The 15,475-nt window shown below is 72.4% G+C and carries 16 protein-coding genes; 12 read left to right on the top strand and 4 right to left on the bottom strand.

Annotation, left to right across the window (positions count from 1 at the left end):
• The first annotated feature begins 64 nt into the window (after window positions 1-64).
• Genes dnaK through ACFW6A_RS29950 form a run of 4 tightly spaced genes read left to right on the top strand, consistent with a single transcriptional unit; the run spans window position 65 to window position 4,190 of the window.
• The gene (gene dnaK / locus ACFW6A_RS29965) at window positions 65-1,900 is read left to right on the top strand and encodes a molecular chaperone DnaK (protein ID WP_386644321.1); all 1,836 of its coding nucleotides are present in this window, start codon (window positions 65-67) and stop codon (window positions 1,898-1,900) included.
• Window positions 1,897-2,511: a nucleotide exchange factor GrpE gene (grpE, locus tag ACFW6A_RS29960; protein WP_386644318.1), complete on the top strand. Its 615-nt coding sequence runs from the start codon at window positions 1,897-1,899 to the stop codon at window positions 2,509-2,511. The genes dnaK and grpE overlap by 4 nt, the downstream gene beginning before the upstream one ends.
• A 34-nt stretch (window positions 2,512-2,545) precedes the next feature.
• Entirely contained in the window at window positions 2,546-3,718 is a 1,173-nt protein-coding gene (gene dnaJ / locus ACFW6A_RS29955; RefSeq protein ID WP_386479106.1) for a molecular chaperone DnaJ, read from the top strand.
• Window positions 3,719-3,722: 4 nt separating this feature from the next.
• Entirely contained in the window at window positions 3,723-4,190 is a 468-nt protein-coding gene (locus ACFW6A_RS29950; RefSeq protein WP_351843772.1) for a heat shock protein transcriptional repressor HspR, read from the top strand.
• 130 nt (window positions 4,191-4,320) lie between these two features.
• Here ACFW6A_RS29950 and ACFW6A_RS29945 read toward each other — a convergent pair whose 3' ends face one another.
• Window positions 4,321-4,800, bottom strand: a complete 480-nt coding sequence (locus ACFW6A_RS29945; protein ID WP_386644338.1) for a hypothetical protein — start codon at window positions 4,798-4,800, stop codon at window positions 4,321-4,323.
• Entirely contained in the window at window positions 4,797-5,777 is a 981-nt protein-coding gene (locus ACFW6A_RS29940; RefSeq protein ID WP_351843777.1) for a helix-turn-helix transcriptional regulator, read from the bottom strand. The genes ACFW6A_RS29945 and ACFW6A_RS29940 overlap by 4 nt, the downstream gene beginning before the upstream one ends.
• 133 nt (window positions 5,778-5,910) lie before the next feature.
• On the opposite strand from ACFW6A_RS29940, the gene ACFW6A_RS29935 reads away from it, so the two are divergent.
• Window positions 5,911-6,129: a hypothetical protein gene (locus ACFW6A_RS29935; protein ID WP_351843779.1), complete on the top strand. Its 219-nt coding sequence runs from the start codon at window positions 5,911-5,913 to the stop codon at window positions 6,127-6,129.
• A complete protein-coding gene (locus ACFW6A_RS29930) occupies window positions 6,126-6,455 on the top strand; it encodes a (2Fe-2S)-binding protein (protein ID WP_351843781.1) in 330 nt (109 codons plus the stop codon). The genes ACFW6A_RS29935 and ACFW6A_RS29930 overlap by 4 nt, the downstream gene beginning before the upstream one ends.
• A 157-nt stretch (window positions 6,456-6,612) precedes the next feature.
• Here the strand turns inward: ACFW6A_RS29930 and ACFW6A_RS29925 are convergent, their stop codons facing one another.
• Window positions 6,613-7,017, bottom strand: coding sequence for a TIGR03618 family F420-dependent PPOX class oxidoreductase (locus ACFW6A_RS29925; RefSeq protein ID WP_351843784.1), 405 nt, complete (start codon window positions 7,015-7,017; stop codon window positions 6,613-6,615).
• 127 nt (window positions 7,018-7,144) lie between these two features.
• Between ACFW6A_RS29925 and clpB the strand changes: the two genes are divergently transcribed.
• Both clpB and ACFW6A_RS29915 read left to right on the top strand, forming a co-directional pair.
• Entirely contained in the window at window positions 7,145-9,730 is a 2,586-nt protein-coding gene (gene clpB / locus ACFW6A_RS29920) for an ATP-dependent chaperone ClpB (RefSeq protein WP_351843786.1), read from the top strand.
• A gap of 109 nt (window positions 9,731-9,839) precedes the next feature.
• Window positions 9,840-10,376, top strand: a complete 537-nt coding sequence (locus ACFW6A_RS29915) for a YbjN domain-containing protein (protein WP_351843788.1) — start codon at window positions 9,840-9,842, stop codon at window positions 10,374-10,376.
• Between the two features lie 64 nt (window positions 10,377-10,440).
• Here the strand turns inward: ACFW6A_RS29915 and ACFW6A_RS29910 are convergent, their stop codons facing one another.
• Window positions 10,441-11,619 carry a pyridoxal phosphate-dependent aminotransferase gene (locus ACFW6A_RS29910; protein WP_351843790.1) on the bottom strand — a complete coding sequence of 393 codons (1,179 nt, stop codon included), beginning with the start codon at window positions 11,617-11,619 and terminating at the stop codon, window positions 10,441-10,443.
• A gap of 105 nt (window positions 11,620-11,724) precedes the next feature.
• Between ACFW6A_RS29910 and ACFW6A_RS29905 the strand changes: the two genes are divergently transcribed.
• From ACFW6A_RS29905 to ACFW6A_RS29890, 4 genes are all read left to right on the top strand, one after another.
• Complete coding sequence (locus tag ACFW6A_RS29905) at window positions 11,725-11,925, top strand: hypothetical protein (RefSeq protein ID WP_351843792.1); 201 nt, start codon at window positions 11,725-11,727, stop codon at window positions 11,923-11,925.
• Window positions 11,926-12,226: 301 nt separating this feature from the next.
• The gene (locus tag ACFW6A_RS29900; RefSeq protein WP_351843794.1) at window positions 12,227-12,745 is read left to right on the top strand and encodes a DUF2617 family protein; all 519 of its coding nucleotides are present in this window, start codon (window positions 12,227-12,229) and stop codon (window positions 12,743-12,745) included.
• 75 nt (window positions 12,746-12,820) lie between these two features.
• A complete protein-coding gene (locus tag ACFW6A_RS29895; protein ID WP_351843797.1) occupies window positions 12,821-14,506 on the top strand; it encodes a polyamine aminopropyltransferase in 1,686 nt (561 codons plus the stop codon).
• 72 nt (window positions 14,507-14,578) lie between these two features.
• On the top strand, window positions 14,579-15,457 hold the full coding sequence (locus ACFW6A_RS29890; protein WP_351843799.1) for an SRPBCC family protein: 879 nt from the start codon (window positions 14,579-14,581) through the stop codon (window positions 15,455-15,457).
• The last annotated feature ends 18 nt before the right edge of the window (window positions 15,458-15,475 follow it).

Below are 15,475 nucleotides of genomic sequence, written 5' to 3'. Positions count from 1 at the left end.
CCCCGCGTTCCGTCATGCATCCTTGAGTCAGTTCCACTCAAGTCAGTCAGCTGGAGGAATCGAAATGGCACGTGCGGTCGGCATCGACCTGGGTACGACTAACTCCGTCGTCAGCGTTCTGGAAGGCGGCGAGCCCACCGTCATCACCAACGCCGAGGGCGCCAGGACCACGCCGTCCGTCGTCGCCTTCGCCAAGAACGGCGAGGTGCTCGTCGGCGAGGTCGCCAAGCGCCAGGCGGTCACCAACGTCGACCGGACCATCCGGTCCGTGAAGCGCCACATGGGCACCGACTGGAAGATCGAGCTGGACGGGAAGAACTTCAACCCGCAGCAGATGTCCGCCTTCATCCTCCAGAAGCTGAAGCGCGACGCCGAGGCCTACCTGGGCGAGAAGGTCACCGACGCGGTCATCACCGTCCCGGCGTACTTCAACGACTCCGAGCGCCAGGCCACCAAGGAGGCCGGCGAGATCGCGGGCCTCAACGTCCTGCGCATCGTCAACGAGCCGACCGCGGCCGCCCTGGCCTACGGCCTCGACAAGGACGACCAAACGATCCTCGTCTTCGACCTCGGTGGCGGCACCTTCGACGTGTCCCTCCTGGAGATCGGCGACGGCGTCGTCGAGGTGAAGGCCACCAACGGTGACAACCACCTCGGCGGCGACGACTGGGACCAGCGCGTCGTCGACTACCTGGTGACCCAGTTCAAGAACGGTCACGGCGTCGACCTCTCCGCCGACAAGATGGCGCTCCAGCGTCTGCGCGAGGCGGCCGAGAAGGCGAAGATCGAGCTCTCCTCCTCGACCGAGACCTCCATCAACCTGCCCTACATCACGGCCTCCGCCGAGGGCCCGCTGCACCTGGACGAGAAGCTCACGCGCGCCCAGTTCCAGCAGCTCACCTCGGACCTCCTGGAGCGCTGCAAGGTCCCCTTCCACAACGTCATCAAGGACGCGGGCATCGCCCTCTCCGAGATCGACCACGTGGTCCTGGTCGGCGGTTCGACCCGCATGCCGGCCGTCGCCGAGCTCGTCAAGGAGCTGACCGGCGGCAACGAGGCCAACAAGGGCGTGAACCCGGACGAGGTCGTCGCCATCGGCGCCGTCCTCCAGGCCGGCGTCCTCAAGGGCGAGGTCAAGGACGTCCTGCTCCTCGACGTGACCCCGCTGTCCCTCGGCATCGAGACCAAGGGCGGCATCATGACCAAGCTCATCGAGCGCAACACCACGATCCCGACCAAGCGGTCCGAGATCTTCACGACGGCCGAGGACAACCAGCCGTCCGTGCAGATCCAGGTCTACCAGGGCGAGCGCGAGATCGCGGCGTACAACAAGAAGCTCGGCATGTTCGAGCTGACCGGCCTCCCGCCGGCCCCGCGCGGCGTCCCGCAGATCGAGGTCGCCTTCGACATCGACGCCAACGGCATCATGCACGTGACCGCGAAGGACCTGGGCACGGGCAAGGAGCAGAAGATGACCGTCACCGGCGGCTCCTCGCTGCCGAAGGACGAGGTCGACCGGATGCGCCAGGAGGCCGAGCAGTACGCGGACGAGGACCACCGCCGCCGCGAGGCCGCCGAGTCCCGCAACCAGGGCGAGGCGCTCGTCTACCAGACCGAGAAGTTCCTCAAGGACAACGAGGACAAGGTCCCGGGCGACGTGAAGACCGAGGTCGAGGCCGCCGTCGCCGAGCTGAAGGAGAAGCTCAAGGGCGAGGACGCCGCCGAGATCCGCACCGCCACCGAGAAGGTCGCGGCCGTCTCGCAGAAGCTCGGCCAGGCCATGTACGCCGACGCGCAGGCCGCCCAGGCCGGCGCGCCCGCCGGCGAGGCCAAGGCCGACGACGACGTCGTCGACGCCGAGATCGTCGACGACGAGCCCAAGAAGGACGGCCAGGCGTGAGCGAGGAGACTCCGGGCTTCGAGGAGAAGCCCGACGTCCCCTCCGGCGACGCCGCCGAGGCCGCCGAGTCCTCCGAGGACGCGGCGGCCCCGGCCGGGGACGTGACGGACACTGCTCTCCTGGCCCAGCTGGACCAGGCCCGTACGGCGCTCTCCGAGCGCACCGCGGACCTCCAGCGGCTCCAGGCCGAGTACCAGAACTACCGGCGCCGGGTCGAGCGGGACCGGGTCACGGTCAAGGAGATCGCCGTGGCGAGCCTCCTGACCGAGCTGCTCCCGGTCCTCGACGACATCGGCCGGGCCCGGGAGCACGGCGAGGTCGTGGGCGGCTTCAAGTCGGTCGCCGAGTCGCTGGAGACCGTCGTCGCCAAGATGGGGCTCCAGCAGTTCGGCAAGGAGGGCGAGCCCTTCGACCCGACGATCCACGAGGCCCTGATGCACAGTTACGCGCCGGACGTCACCGAGACGACCTGCGTGGCGATCCTGCAGCCGGGGTACCGGATCGGCGAGCGGACCGTCCGGCCCGCCCGCGTGGCCGTCGCCGAGCCCCAGCCGGGCGCCCAGGCGAAGGCCGAGGAGTCGGACGACTCCGCCGAGAAGGACAGCGAGTAAGCAGCCACACCCGCGTGCGGGAGGAGGGACGTCGATGAGCACGAAGGACTTCGTCGAGAAGGACTACTACAAGGTCCTCGGCGTCCCCAAGGACGCCACCGAGGCAGAGATCAAGAAGGCGTACCGGAAGCTCGCCCGCGAGAACCACCCGGACGCCAACAAGGGCGACACCAAGGCCGAGGAGCGCTTCAAGGAGATCTCCGAGGCGAACGACGTCCTCGGCGACCCCAAGAAGCGCAAGGAGTACGACGAGGCGCGCGCCCTCTTCGGGAACGGCGGCTTCCGGGCCGGCGGGCCCGGGGCCGGCGGCTCGTTCAACTTCGACCTGGGCGACCTCTTCGGAGGCGCCCAGGGCGGGCCCGGCGGCTTCGGCGGCGGTGGCATCGGGGACGTCTTCGGCGGCCTGTTCAACCGCGGCGGCGGCGCGGGCGCCCGCACCCAGCCCCGGCGCGGCCAGGACATCGAGTCCGAGGTGACGCTCAGCTTCACCGAGGCCATCGAGGGCGCGACCGTGCCCCTGCGGATGTCCAGCCAGCAGCCCTGCACGGCCTGCTCCGGCACCGGCGACAAGAACGGCACCCCCCGGGTGTGCCCCACCTGCGTCGGCACCGGCCAGGTCTCGCGCGGCAGCGGCGGCGGCTTCTCGCTGACCGACCCGTGCGTGGACTGCAAGGGCCGCGGCCTCATCGCCGAGAACCCCTGCGAGGTCTGCAAGGGCTCCGGCCGGGCCAAGTCCTCGCGCACCATGCAGGTCCGGATCCCGGCGGGCGTCTTCGACGGCCAGAAGATCCGGCTGCGCGGCAAGGGAGCCCCGGGCGAGCGCGGCGGACCCCACGGCGACCTGTTCGTCGTCGTGCACGTCGACGCCCACCCGGTCTTCGGCCGCAAGGACGACAACCTCACCGTCACCGTCCCGGTCTCCTTCACGGAGGCCGCGCTCGGCGGCGAGATCAAGGTCCCGACCCTCGGCGGCCCCGCGGTCACCCTCAAGCTGCCCGCGGGCACCCCGAACGGCCGGACCATGCGCGCCCGCGGCAAGGGCGCGGTCCGCAAGGACGGCACGCGCGGCGACCTGCTGGTGACGGTCGAGGTCGCGGTGCCGAAGGAGCTGGACGACAAGGCCCGCGAGGCCCTGGAGACCTACCGCGAGGCGACCGCCTCGACGGACCCCAGGGCGGAGCTGTTCCAGGCGGCGAAGGGAGCGTGACGCGGTGGAAGGACGACGACGGCAGCCGGGCTTCGGCGGCAGGGCGTACGAACTGACCGACGAGACCCCGGTGTACGTCATCTCGGTGGCGGCCCAGCTGTCGGGTCTGCATCCGCAGACCCTGCGCCAGTACGACCGCCTGGGTCTGGTCTCCCCGGACCGCACGGCCGGCCGCGGCCGCCGCTACTCGGCCCGCGACATCGAACTGCTCCGCCAGGTGCAGCAGTTGTCGCAGGACGAGGGCATCAACCTGGCCGGCATCAAGCGCATCATCGAGCTGGAGAACCAGGTCGCCGCGCTCCAGGCCCGCGTCGCCGAGCTCTCCTCGGCCGTCGAGGGCGCGGCCGCCGCGATGCGGCAGCGCGAGGCCCAGGTGCACGCCTCCTACCGGCGCGACCTGGTCCCGTACCAGGACGTGCAGCAGGCGAGCGCGCTGGTGGTCTGGCGGCCGGCGCCGAAGCGCGGCGAGTAGCCGCCGGTACGCGACCGCACGGCCCCCTTCCGGTGGAGGGGGCCGTTTCGGCGTCCCGGGGGTTTCGGCATCCCGCGCGTGCCGTCTCCGGGCGCGCCGTCCCGGGGCCTGTCGTCCCGGGCGCGGCGCCTCAGGGCGCGACGAGTTCGCCGACGATGTCGCCCACCGTCTCCCACCAGGGCGCGGCGCCGGTGCCGAAGGCGGCGGCCAGCGCGGTGCCGACGGCCAGGTCGAGCGGGGTGGGCCCGGCGTCCCACGCGTCGCTCACCCGCCCGTCGCCGCTGGACTCCAGGGTGCCGATCCGCCGCCCGTCCCGGCTGAGCCGGCTCTCCCCGTACGAGCAGGGCACGAGCCGGTAGCGGTGGCCGCCGACGCGGACGTCCACCCGGTACGAGCGCCGCAGCAGCCGCCCCCGGGCGGGCCGGATCACGGCGGGCGCGCCGTCGACGGTGAGCGTCAGCAGGGCGGCCCTGCGGGTGCCGATGGGCGTGTGGGCGTCGGCGGGCGTCCCCGGGGCCCGGACGAGTTCCACGGCGGGCAGCCCGGCCCCGGTGACGCGGAGGGTGCCGGCGGGGCCGTCGAGCGCGATGTGTGCGTGCACGGTGGTCAGTTGTCCCGTTCGAGGATCCCGGACCGGGCGATGAGGTACCCGAGCTGCGCCCGGCTCCCGCTCCCCAGGGTGGCCGCGAGCTTGGCGATGTGCGCCCGGCAGGTCCGGACGTTCATCCCGAGCCGGCGCGCGATGGCCTCGTCGACGTGGCCTTCGACGAGGAGGGCGGCGATGGAGCGCTGGACGCCGCTGATGCCGCTGAGCTGCGGCTGGTAGGTGACGGGCGCGTCCAGCGGGGTCGCCTGGAGCCAGAACTGGTCGAAGACCCCGCCGAGGTACTCGACGAGGCCCTGGTGGCGCAGTTCGAGGGCGATGGTGCGGTCGCGGCTCGCCGGCACGAAGGCGACCTTGCGGTCGACGATGATGAGCCGGTCGATGATCTCCTCCAGCGTGCGGACCTCGACCTCGGGCCCGATGCGCTCCAGATACGCCAGGGTGATGGGCTGGTGGCGGGCGGTGTGCTGGTAGAGGGTGCGCATCTTGATGCCCCGGCCGAGCAACGGCCGCACCCGGCGCAGGGCTTCGCCGAACGTGTGCGCGCTGCGGCCCTTCCCCGGCTGTACCGTGAGCAGTTCCGAGGTGCATTCGGCCACGGCGCGGTCCAGGTTGTCGTTGATCCGCTCCAGGCCTTCGAGGACGGTGATGGCGTGGGTCATCGACGGGTCGCGTGCGCCGAGGGCCATGAAGGGTTCGAAGGCGTCGGCGAGGGTGACGGTCTGGCGCCGCCGCTCCTGTATCTCCTTCTCCAGCGGGTCGAGGAGGCGGGCGAGGGCGGCCGAAGGGGCCACCGGGCGGAGCCATTCGGCGTCGTCGGGGTCGGGACGCAGCAGGTCCAGCTCCATCAGGCAGGGAGCGGGAGAGATGTCGGAACGGGCGATCCGGCCTCCCCTGAGGGCCTCCGCATAGAGCCGAGTGCCCGGTTCGCACAGGTCTGCGTGCGTGTGAGAATGCACCTTTTCGTCAGGCTCTATCCGCATGCGTACACCCCCAGGCTTTTGCATTACAGGAACATGATGCATTGGGCGAGTGGTGGAAACGGGACGAGTGAGCGATCGTCGTGACTTGCGGGGGAGCAGGTAGTTACACACCTTCGAGTGAGGTTGCTCGGTCATGTCCAAGAAGCTCATACGCACCGTAGTCGGTGTCGCGCTGATGGCTGCTGCAGCTGTGGGCGCGGTCACGGTGACCCAGGACCCGGGGTGGGGTTCGCAGACGAAGGTCGTGCAGGCGGACCCGGGCTGGGGTCTGCGACAGGCCGTCGCCCTCGCCGATCCCGGTTGGGGCGTGGCGCCGGCCGCCGATCCCGGATGGGGGTCCGTGAGGGCATGACGGTTCCCGAAGACCCTCGTTTTCGACGCGAGATGGCGAGTGCCTACCGGTCCGGGTGGCACTTCATCGACCTCGTCACCGCGGTGCCGCGCCGTGGCGAGTCGTTGAAGGTCACTCTCTTCGGTGAGCCGATCGTCATCGTCCGCGAGGACGACGAGGACATTCGCGCCTATCGATGCCTCCGCCGCCCGCGCGGCGCCCCTCGGCCCGTCCGCTGTGCCATCAGGTACGGCATGATCTTCGTCAACTTGGACCAGCGCGACCACCAGCCGGTCGGGGCGCGGTTCGAGCCCGAGACCATCACCGCCACCCCCCGCAGCGCCTGAGCGATTCCCCCGTCGTTGTAGATCGCTCAGGTGCTTCCCCCACACAACGGCGCCATCGCGGACCTGAAACGCGATGGCGCCGTTGTGCTTTTCCGTTTCCGCCCCGCTGCCGCTGCCGCTGCCGCTGCCGCTGCCGCTGCCGCCGTTCCCGTTTCCGCTACGCGCGGCCCATCGCCCGGGTGAGGGCGATCTCGATGACGACCCGGTCGGGGTTGGGCGTCGGGGTGCGGCCGTAGCGCTCCGCGTAGCGCGCCACGGCGTCGGCGACCCGCGCCTCCTCCGTACGGATCCGGGCGACGCCCTCCAGGGTGGCCCAGCGGCCCTTGTCGACCTGGCAGACCGCGACCCGCGCGCCCTCCGCGCCGGCCGCCAGCACGTTCGCGACCTTCCGGCTGTGCTTGTTGGTGATGACCCGCGCCAGGCCGTTCTCGGGGTCGTACGTGACGCCGACGGCCACCACGTGGGGGGTGCCGTCCGGGCGCGGGGTGGTCAGCGTGCACATGTGGTACTCGCGCCAGAAGCTGAGGTACGAGTCGGTGGGGTTCCTCGGGTCAGTCGCCATGCCCGGAAACTACCGCCGCTTCCTCCGGCCCCGATACCTTGAGCGGAATAGACTCAACTTTATGTACGCTGTATGAGTCAGTACAGACAAGGACCCAGAGGACCGCACCCAGGAGGAGACCCCGCACGTGGACGCCGAACTGACCAACAGGAGCCGGGACGCGCTGAACGCGGCGAGCAGCCGCGCCGTGTCCCAGGGGCACGCCGACCTGACCCCCGCCCACCTTCTGCTCGCACTGCTGGCCGGTCAGGACAACGAGAACATCACCGACCTGCTCGCCGCCGTCGAGGCCGACCAGGCCGCCGTCCGCGAGGGCGCGGAGCGGCTGCTCGCCGCCCTGCCCAGCGTCACCGGCTCCACCGTCGCGCCCCCGCAGCCCAACCGGGACCTGCTCGCCGTCATCGCCGACGCCGACGCGCGCGCGAAGCGGCTCGGCGACGAGTTCCTGTCCACGGAGCACCTGCTCATCGGCCTCGCCGCCAAGGGCGGCCAGGCCGGCCAGGTCCTCGACCGGCAGGGCGCGACCGCCCGCCGGCTCGAGGACGCCTTCGAGAAGGCCAGGGGAGGCCGCCGCGTGACCACCGCCGACCCGGAGGGCTCGTACAAGGCCCTGGAGAAGTTCGGCACCGACTTCACCGCCGCAGCCCGCGAGGGCAAGCTCGACCCGGTGATCGGCCGCGACCACGAGATCCGCCGCGTGGTGCAGGTCCTGTCCCGGCGCACCAAGAACAACCCCGTCCTCATCGGCGAGCCCGGCGTCGGCAAGACCGCCGTCGTCGAGGGCCTCGCCCAGCGGATCGTGAAGGGCGACGTCCCCGAGTCGCTGCGGAACAAGCGGCTGGTCTCCCTGGACCTCGGCGCGATGGTCGCCGGCGCGAAGTACCGCGGCGAGTTCGAGGAGCGGCTGAAGACCGTCCTCTCCGAGATCAAGGAGAGCGACGGCCAGGTCATCACCTTCATCGACGAGCTGCACACCGTCGTCGGCGCGGGCGCGGGCGGCGACTCCGCCATGGACGCCGGCAACATGCTCAAGCCCATGCTGGCCCGCGGCGAGCTCCGCATGGTCGGCGCCACCACCCTCGACGAGTACCGCGAGCGCATCGAGAAGGACCCCGCCCTGGAGCGCCGCTTCCAGCAGGTCCTGGTCGCCGAGCCGTCCGTCGAGGACACCGTCGCCATCCTCCGCGGCCTCAAGGGCCGGTACGAGGCCCACCACAAGGTGCAGATCAACGACTCCGCGCTGGTGGCCGCCGCGACCCTCTCCGACCGGTACATCACCTCCCGCTTCCTCCCCGACAAGGCCATCGACCTCGTCGACGAGGCCGCCTCCCGGCTCCGCATGGAGATCGACTCCTCCCCGGTCGAGATCGACGAGCTCCAGCGCTCCGTCGACCGGCTCCGCATGGAGGAGCTGGCCCTCGCCAAGGAGACCGACCCGGCCAGCGTCCAGCGCCTGGAGAAGCTCCGCCGCGACCTCGCCGACCGCGAGGAGGAGCTGCGCGGCCTCACCGCCCGCTGGGAGAAGGAGAAGCAGTCCCTCAACCGGGTCGGCGAGCTGAAGGAACGGCTCGACGAGACCCGCGGCCGCGCCGAGCGCGCCCAGCGAGACGGCGACTTCGACACCGCCTCCAAGCTGCTCTACGGCGAGATCCCCACCCTGGAGCGCGAGCTGGAGGCGGCCACCGAGGCCGAGCGAGAGGTCCAGAAGGACACCATGGTCAAGGAGGAGGTCGGCCCCGACGACATCGCCGACGTCGTCGGCGCCTGGACCGGCATCCCCGCAGGACGCCTCCTGGAGGGCGAGACCCAGAAGCTGCTCCGCATGGAGGACGAGCTGGGCCGCCGCCTCATCGGCCAGACCGAGGCCGTCCGGGCCGTCTCCGACGCGGTGCGCCGCACCCGCGCCGGGATCGCCGACCCCGACCGGCCCACCGGCTCCTTCCTCTTCCTCGGCCCCACCGGCGTCGGCAAGACCGAGCTGGCGAAGGCGCTCGCGGACTTCCTCTTCGACGACGAGCGGGCCATGGTCCGCATCGACATGTCCGAGTACTCCGAGAAGCACTCGGTGGCCCGGCTGGTCGGCGCGCCCCCCGGCTACGTCGGCTACGAGGAGGGCGGCCAGCTCACCGAGGCCGTCCGCCGCCGCCCGTACAGCGTCGTGCTCCTGGACGAGGTGGAGAAGGCCCACCCGGAGGTCTTCGACATCCTGCTCCAGGTCCTCGACGACGGCCGCCTCACCGACGGCCAGGGCCGCACCGTGGACTTCCGCAACACCATCCTGATCCTCACCTCGAACCTGGGCAGCCAGTACCTGGTCGAGCCGCTGACCGGCGACGAGGAGAAGAAGCAGCAGGTCCTGGAGGTCGTCAGGGCCAGCTTCAAGCCCGAGTTCCTGAACCGGCTGGACGACCTCGTGGTCTTCTCCGCGCTCGACCGCGCCGAGCTGGGCCGGATCGCCCGCCTCCAGATCGACCGGCTCGCCAGGCGGCTCGCCGACCGCCGGCTCACCCTGGACGTCACCCCGGAGGCCCTGGAGTGGCTGGCCGAGGAGGGCAACGACCCGGCGTACGGCGCCCGGCCGCTGCGCCGCCTCATCCAGACGGCCATCGGCGACCGGCTCGCCAAGGAGATCCTGGCCGGCGAGGTCCGCGACGGCGACACCGTCCGCGTGGACCGCTTCGAGGACGGACTGATCGTCGGGGCGGCGCAGTAGGCCGGGGCGCGGATCAAGTCAGCCCGCAGCGGATCCGCCCCGGCGGGGCTTGCCACGGACCGGCCGGGATGGGGGAGGATGGCAACATCCGTACGAAGGGAAATTCACGGTGAGCATCGACCCGTCCTCGATTCCGAATTTCGGGGGACAGCCCCAGCCCCAGGCAGGACCGGCGGGCCCCGTCGTCCCCGACCAGGACCTGGTGAAGCAGCTCCTGGAGCAGATGGAGCTCAAGTACGTCGTCGACGACGAGGGTGACCTCGCGGCGCCGTGGGAGGACTTCCGCACATACTTCATGTTCCGCGGCGAGAACGAGCAGCAGGTGTTCTCGGTGCGCACGTTCTACGACCGTCCGCACTCGGCCGACGACCGGTCCAGGATCCTCGACGCGATCGACGACTGGAACCGCCGCACCCTGTGGCCGAAGGTCTACACCCACCTGCACGAGGAGGAGGACGGCTCCGCCACCCTCCGTCTCATCGGTGAGGCCCAGATGCTGATCGGCACCGGCGTCGCCCTGGAGCACTTCGTGTCCTCCACGGTGAGCTGGGTCCGCGCCTCCATCGAGTTCGACAAGTGGATCGTCGAGCAGTTCGGCCTGCAGTCCCCCGAGGACAAGGCCGAGGGCGAGGCCGACGAGGCCTGAGCCCCGTCCCGCACCGCGCGCGGAAGCCGGGCCCCCACGAGGGGGCCCGGCTTCCGCCGTTTCCTCAGCCCAGCCGCTTGAGCCGGTCCACCGCCTCCTGGAGGACGTCGGTCCGCTTGCAGAAGGCGAAGCGGACGAAGGGGGCGCCGGCCGCGCGGTCGTCGTAGAAGACCGCGTTCGGGATGGCGACGACGCCCGCCCGCTCGGGCAGCGAGCGGCAGAAGGCGAAGCCGTCGCCGGTGCCGAGGGGGCGGATGTCGGTGGTGACGAAGTACGTGCCCTGCGGGCGGAAGACCGTGAAGCCCGCCTGGGCGAGGCCGTCGCTCAGCAGGTCCCGCTTGTCCTGGAGGTCGGCGCGCAGCCCGTCGTAGTAGGCGTCGGGCAGCCGCAGGGCCTCGGCGACCGCGTACTGGAACGGCCCGGACGACACGTAGGTCAGGAACTGCTTCGCCGAGCGGACGGCCGCGGTCAGCTCCGGGCTCGCGGTGGTCCAGCCGACCTTCCAGCCGGTGAAGGAGTACGTCTTGCCGGCCGAGCCGATGGTGACGGTGCGGTCCCGCATGCCGGGGAGGGCCGCGAGCGGCAGGTGCGCGGCGCCGTCGAAGACCAGGTGCTCGTAGACCTCGTCGGTGACGACGAGGAGGTCCCGCTCGACGGCCAGCTCGGCGACGGCGGTCAGCTCGGCGCGGGTGAGGACGGTGCCGGTGGGGTTGTGCGGGGTGTTGAGCAGGATCAGCCGGGTGCGCGGGGTGACGGCGGCCCGCAGCTCGTCGAGGTCGAGGACGTAGCGGCCCTCGTGGGGGCGGAGGGTGACGGGCACGCGGGTGCCGCCGGCCATCGCCACGCAGGCCGCGTACGAGTCGTAGTACGGCTCCAGGGCGACGACCTCGTCGCCGGGCTCGACCAGCGCGAGCAGGGCCGCGGCGATGGCCTCGGTGGCGCCGGCCGTGACCAGGACCTCGCTGTCGGGGTCGTACTCCAGGCCGTATCGGGCGCGCTGGTGGTCGGCGATCGCGGTGCGCAGTTCGGGGACGCCGGGGCCGGGCGGGTACTGGTTGCCGCGGCCGTCGCGCAGGGCGCGCACGGCGGCCTCGCGCACCTCCTCGGGGCCGTCGGTGTCGGGGAAGCCCTGACCGAGGTTGATCGATCCGGTCCGGGCGGCGAGGGCGGACATCTCGGCGAAGATCGTCGTCCCGAACTCCGCGAGCCGGCGGTTGAGCGGTGGCCTTGTCATGCCGGTCATCCTGGGCCGAAGCTCTGGACTTGCTCAAGTGCGCTTTGGGGGCGGCGGGGGGCGGGAATCCCCCGGGCGGAGGCGGCAGGGTGCCGCCGCACGGGGGAGACGACGATGGAAACCCTGATCGTGGTGTTCATGGGCGTGCTGGTGGTCGGCCTGATCGTGTCGGGCACCAGGGGCGGCGGGGGCGGCGGGAGGAGGAAGCGGCGCGGCGGCTGGTCCGACGGCGGGGGCGGCGGGTGCGGCTCCAGCTCGTGCGGCTCCGGATCCGGCTGCGGGGGCGGCGGTTGCGGCGGTGGTGGCGGCGACTGACGGGACGGGCGCGACAACGGGCCCGGGACGGGGCGGGATTGACGTTCCGCAGGGCTTTTTCGCTCGCTCAACGATCGATTCCGTTTGAACAAGTGAACTGTGGGGTCCCCGAAGGGGATGGAAACCACGGCAAGTTGGGTAAAAACGCTGCGAGTCGTCCGGCGTCCGTGGTTCTCTCGCTCCTGTCAGAGACAGCCCTCGGACCGTGTGTGGACCCGAGCCGGCGATCCCCCACTCCCGTTGACATCCTCTCCGGGGCGCCCCCGGCCCACCCGTCAAACCGTGTTTGCGGAGCCGACCCATGCTCACCACCCTGAAGACCTCCTACACCGACACGCGCGCGGCCGACCTGGCCTGGGCGCTGGGCCGCGAACCGCTGCCCGCGCTCGCCGTGCTCGACCTCGAACTATCAGGCGCGAAACTGCAGTTGAGACTGCTCGGCGCCTCCCACCAGGTCCTCCTGGAGGAGGACGGCCGGGCCTGTTCCGAGACCGTCGCCTGCATGAAGGGCAGCAGCACCCCGCTGCCGCTCGGCGTCTCCAAGCGCTTCGGAGAATGGGAGTACGAATTCGCGGCCCGCGTCGAGACGCTCACGCGGGGGTCCTTCGCGGGCCGGGCGCAGGAACTGCTCGCGCTGGTCGCCGACCATCCCCACGGTCTGGCCGGGACCTTCCCCGGCTCGCCGCACGCCTTCACCGCCATGCTGGCGCAGCGTCACGAGGGACAGGTGCGCTGGCGGACCTGGCACGCCTACCCGCAGGAAGGCCAGCTCGTGGTCACCCGCACCAGGATCGGCGCCCGTATGCCCGCCACGCTCTGACGCGCCTCCCCCTTGCCCCAGGTGCACTCGTGTGGGTGACAAGGGGCGAGGAAGTCGTGACGTAGCGTTACGGGCATGATCGAGCCGACCGTGACCCTGCCACCCACGAGGGTGCGACGCCGGCCGCCGCCGCGGCCGCGCGACACGGTGCGGTGGCCGATCCTCGCGGTGGTCTTCGTCTGCGCCGCCTGCGGACTCGTCTACGAGCTCGAACTCGTCGCCCTCGCCTCGTACCTGATCGGCGACTCGGTCACGCAGGCGTCCGTCGTGCTGTCCGTGATGGTCTTCGCGATGGGCCTGGGCTCGCTCCTCGCCAAGCGGCTGCGCTGCCGCGCCGCCGTCGGCTTCGGCCTGGTCGAGGGCGCGCTCGCGCTCATCGGCGGCACCTCGGCGCTGGTGCTGTACGCGTGCTTCGCCTGGCTCGGCGAGTCGCGCTGGGTCCTGGTGGCCTTCTCGCTCGGCATCGGGGTGCTCATCGGCGCGGAGATCCCGCTGCTGATGTCGCTCATCCAGCGGGCTCCGGAGCGGTCCGGGGACGGCGGCAGACCCCGCCGGGCGGGGCGGCCTGCCCCGGCCGGCGACCCCGACGACGCGGCGGGGACGGTCGCCGACCTCTTCGCCGCCGACTACGTGGGCGCGCTCGTCGGCGGCCTCGCCTTCCCGTTCCTGCTGCTGCCCTGGCTGGGCCAGCTCACCGGCGCGCTCGTCACCGGCGCGGTCAACGCGGTCGCGGGCGCCGCCCTCGTCCTCTGGTTCTTCCGCCGCGACCTCACCGCCCGCACCCGCGCGCTCGTCGTCGGCGTCAACCTCGCCGTCCTCGGCGTGCTCGCCACCGCGACCGTCCTCGTCGACGACTTCGAGGAGGCCGCCCGCCGGGCCGTGTACGGGGAGCGGGTGCGGGTCGCCGTCCACACCGACCTCCAGGAGGTGGTGGTCACCGGCGGCCGCGAGGGCCCGCCCGACCTCTACCTCGACGGCCGGCTGCGGGTCGCCGGAGCGGACGAGTACCGCTACCACGAGGCGCTCGTCCACCCCGCGATGAACGGTCCGCACGCGCGCGTCCTCGTCGTCGGCGGCGGCGACGGCCTCGCCGCCCGCGAAGTCCTCCGCCACCGCGGCGTCCGCTCCGTCACCGTGGTCGAGATCGACCCGGGCGTCGTCCGGCTCGCCCGCACCGACCCCGCCCTCGCCGCGCTCAACGGCCAGGCCTTCCGCGACCCGCGCGTGGAGGTCGTCCACGCCGACGCCTTCAACTGGCTGAGGGGCACCGCCGGGCACGTGCAGGAACGGTACGACGTGGTGATCTCCGATCTGCCCGACCCCGGGATCACCCCCAGCACCAAGCTGTACGCCCAGGAGTTCTACGGCCTCGTCGCCGGCGTCCTCGCCGACGGCGGCCGGCTCGTCGTGCACGCCGGGACCGCCACCGACCGGCCCCGCGCCTACTGGACCGCCGACGCGACCCTGCGCGCCGCCGGCTACGCCACCCGGCCGTACAGCACCGAGGGCCGCGCCCCCGGTTTCGCCGCGGGACCCGACCGCGCCGACCGGACCAGCGGCAGCCGCCACGAGCCCGACGACTGGGGCTTCCTGCTCGCCGTCCGCGGCCACCGGCCGCCCGCCCTCGGGCTCGCCGCCGACGCGCCCCCGCTCCGCTCCCTCACCCCCCGCGACCTGGCCGCCGCCGCCCGGCGCGCCGAGCGCACCCGGCTCACCGGGCTGCCGCCGTCCACGCTGGTGCACCCCCGCTACGGCAGCTGAGCGGGGGACCCGGGAGGGGCTCCGGGGGCGAACGGGCGACGCCGGGCGCCCCGCTGAGTAGGCTCGGCTCCCATGGAGCATGAGGTGTTCGTCCCGGTCCCGGCCGAGGCCCTGCGGGCCGCCCTCACCGACCCGGCGCGGGTGGCGCGCTGCGTCCCCGGCCTCCAGCGCGACGCCTCGGAGGCGGCGTCCGAGGCGGGCGAGGACCTCGTCGGCCGGTTCCGGCTCCGGGTCGGCGGCCACACCATCACCTACCGGGGCGGTCTGCGGATCGTCGAACGGGACGGCGCCATCACCTACGAGGGCGAGGGCACCGAGGCCCGCGGCAAGGGCGTCGTCGAGGTCTCCCTGACCGTCGTCCTCACCCCGGCGGCGGAAGGCACCGGACTCGGTTTCACCGGCGCCCTCACCGCCACCGGCCGGCTCGCCGAGGAGCCCGAGGAGGCCCGGACCGCCGCCCGCGACCGACTCCTCGACGCCTTCGTGGAGGCCGCCGCCGCGCTCGCGGCGAGGGCGGCGGATTCCACGGGCTCCAGGGATTCCACGGATTCCGCCGGGGCGGCGGGCGGGACCGGTGAGGCCGCCGGTTCCGCCGATGCCGCCGATGCCGCCGGTTCCGCGGCGGACGCCGGCCCCGAGGGGCGGACCGCCTTCGGGACCGGGGCCTTCGACGGCGGACCGGACTTCGAGGAGGACTCGGTCCCCGGCCCCGCCGCGCCCCCGGAGTTCCCCGCCGCGAAGCCCGCCGCCGAGGCCGCCCACGCACGGCGGACGATGATCGGCCGGAGCGCCGAGGAGGTCGACCACGCGCCGCCGCGCGGACGGTACGCCCCCGTGCCCGCCCCCGAGCAGGGCGGTGCGGGCGCCACCCTCCGCTGGGTCGCCCCCGCCGCCGCCCTCGCCCTCGCCTCCGCGGTGATCGTCACCCGGGCGCTGCGCCGGCGCCGCTGAGGGCCCGCCCGCGCGGCG

Origin of the sequence: Streptomyces sp. NPDC058758, from assembly GCF_042746075.1 — a bacterium.
In the GTDB taxonomy this organism is placed as follows: domain Bacteria; phylum Actinomycetota; class Actinomycetes; order Streptomycetales; family Streptomycetaceae; genus Streptomyces.
Note: the sequence above shows the minus strand (reverse complement) of the source record. Positions and strands in the feature narration are given on the sequence as shown.

Bases quoted from the DNA above. Each gene is read 5' to 3' on its own strand.
- dnaK (WP_386644321.1), top strand. From the start codon at position 65: ATGGCACGTGCGGTCGGCATCGACCTGGGTACGACTAACTCCGTCGTC.
- dnaJ (WP_386479106.1), top strand. From the start codon at position 2,546: ATGAGCACGAAGGACTTCGTCGAGAAGGACTACTACAAGGTCCTCGGC.
- ACFW6A_RS29940 (WP_351843777.1), bottom strand. From the start codon at position 5,777: ATGCGGATAGAGCCTGACGAAAAGGTGCATTCTCACACGCACGCAGAC.
- ACFW6A_RS29935 (WP_351843779.1), top strand. From the start codon at position 5,911: ATGTCCAAGAAGCTCATACGCACCGTAGTCGGTGTCGCGCTGATGGCT.
- ACFW6A_RS29930 (WP_351843781.1), top strand. From the start codon at position 6,126: ATGACGGTTCCCGAAGACCCTCGTTTTCGACGCGAGATGGCGAGTGCC.
- ACFW6A_RS29925 (WP_351843784.1), bottom strand. From the start codon at position 7,017: ATGGCGACTGACCCGAGGAACCCCACCGACTCGTACCTCAGCTTCTGG.
- ACFW6A_RS29910 (WP_351843790.1), bottom strand. From the start codon at position 11,619: ATGACCGGCATGACAAGGCCACCGCTCAACCGCCGGCTCGCGGAGTTC.
- ACFW6A_RS29905 (WP_351843792.1), top strand. From the start codon at position 11,725: ATGGAAACCCTGATCGTGGTGTTCATGGGCGTGCTGGTGGTCGGCCTG.
- ACFW6A_RS29900 (WP_351843794.1), top strand. From the start codon at position 12,227: ATGCTCACCACCCTGAAGACCTCCTACACCGACACGCGCGCGGCCGAC.
- ACFW6A_RS29895 (WP_351843797.1), top strand. From the start codon at position 12,821: ATGATCGAGCCGACCGTGACCCTGCCACCCACGAGGGTGCGACGCCGG.
- ACFW6A_RS29890 (WP_351843799.1), top strand. From the start codon at position 14,579: ATGGAGCATGAGGTGTTCGTCCCGGTCCCGGCCGAGGCCCTGCGGGCC.